The sequence below is a fragment of the Endozoicomonas sp. ONNA1 genome (assembly GCF_024606325.1).
Taxonomy (GTDB): Bacteria; Pseudomonadota; Gammaproteobacteria; order Pseudomonadales; family Endozoicomonadaceae; genus Endozoicomonas_A.
In genome coordinates, this window is the sequence record NZ_JAHHPN010000330.1 from 1 (window position 1) to 1,910 (window position 1,910).

The 1,910-nt window shown below is 51.6% G+C and carries 2 protein-coding genes; both read right to left on the reverse strand.

The window, feature by feature from the left end:
• On the reverse strand, nt 1–1,036 hold a 1,036-nt coding region (locus KDK19_RS07525), incomplete at its 3' end, for a hypothetical protein (protein ID WP_257291668.1).
• 204 nt (nt 1,037–1,240) lie between these two features.
• On the reverse strand, nt 1,241–1,910 hold a 670-nt coding region (locus tag KDK19_RS07530; protein ID WP_257287732.1), incomplete at its 5' end, for an ankyrin repeat domain-containing protein.

Here is a 1,910-nt window from a genome sequence, read left to right on the forward strand (position 1 = left end):
AAATACAGTCCAGATCGAAGCGGTGGCCACAACATTGGGTTTTGAGGACCACAGGTATTGCATCACGACCATGGAAGTGAAGCAGGCAAATAGGACAGGGATCGGACTCCAATGGTACGTCAGTATCCATGGGGTTAGCGAGGCAAGCAATGTCATCCATGAGTAGTACACCCGTATCAGTCACATGACTTGCGCACCCTGGGCAATGTTCATTGTCTAAATGCGGGCATGAGCTTTGTTCTGGCGCTGTTCTTGTGTGGCCTGTCGAATGTTCTGCTGAATTTATCGACCACTCAGTGGGCCCACTGCTCTCGGATGACGGCCGGAATTGACAAAGGCCATGACAGGGAAAGACGAAACAATCTAAGCCCAAAGTATGCAGATGTTGCTGTGAGTCTCCGTTGCCATCGGCAGAGTCAGAATAAAGGAAGCTGTTGAAAGAGCCTGCAGGGCGGGCCGTGACTTCCTGAGCTCGCTGTCCCGATGACTCTGGCGGCGAGTGTTGTTGCCGGGCATTTCCGGAGCCAGGCATCGTAATGATGGCCGCCAATGGGTGAACTTGACACAGCTCTTTTTGTTTTATCGCATTAAACGACGATGAGTAGGTATTCCAATAATTTTTTAAAAGCCAACCAGCAGTGACAACGAATTCTACAGGCAACCATGAATAAGAGGCGGAGCTCATTGGGGTATTTTTGGTGGTCAGGATCAGTTCGTAACCTACCAGCAGACAAGTGGCGCAGAGCCATTGCCACGAAATTGATTCAATGGTGGTCGTTTTTAGCTTGCAACCGTTTAGTCTGTCTTGTTTCTCATTAGACGGTAAATCTGATCTTGCATCACCGTTTGTGTGGGAAATGTCTGAGAAAGTACCCGACAATGTGTGCTGTTCAGGTGTTATAGAAACGTTCTGGTTGGGAGAACCTGTTTTCTGTTCAAGCTCGACAACAAAACGTCTTGTCAACGTTTGAGCCTGACAGACGACGGACAATGTCATCAGTAACAACGGTGTTGCAAAGAGTAAGTGTTTAATCATTCTATCCTTGCATTCTGGTGAACAGAGAGGAAGGATAGATCAAGAAAATAACGCAAGTTACGCAGTTAACAGTTTTCAACTGCTCCAGAGAAGCTTTCAGCCCTGCCAGGGCCTCGACTTTTCAGCGTTTCCTGAAGATCGCCTTAACACCTGGAAGCCGTTTTTTCCGGATAAGATAACGCCTCTCTTTTGTTTCCTTCCTTGCTACCTTGCCCCGACCTCGGTCAGGGCTTTCACGCAGTCGGTATTGCCTACCTCGGTCGCTATGGACAGTGGGGTGGAGCCATCCGGCAAGGCGGCGTTGAGGTTTGCCCCGGCGTTGATCAGGATTTTCACGCAGTCGGTATTGCCCAGCTCGGCTGCGATGAACAGTGGGGTGGAGCCATCCGGCAAGGCGGCGTTAAGGTCTGCCCCGGCTTCGATCAGGGCTTTCACGCAGTCGGTATTGCCATCCCGGGCTGCAATGAACAGTGGGGTGGCACCATCCGACCGGGCGGCGTTGAGATCGGCCTTGGCTTCGATCAGGAGTTTCACGATGTCAGTATGGCCATTCTGGGCAACGATGGACAGCGGGGTGGTGCCATTCTTGGTCCGGGCGTTGAGATTCGCTTTGGCTTCGATCAGGAGTTTCACGATGTCGGTATTGCCCTTCTGGGCAGCGATTAGCAGAGGGGTTGTGCCATTAGACAAGGCGGCGTTGAGATTAGCCTTAGCTTCGAGCAGAACTTTCACGCAGTCGGTGTTATTTTCTTGGGCAGCGATGAACAGCGGGGTGGCACCTCTGTTAGTCTGGGTGTTGAGATCTGCTTTGGCCTCGACCAGGAGTTTCACGATGTCGGTATGGCCATTCTGGGCAGCGATGAACAGCGGGGTG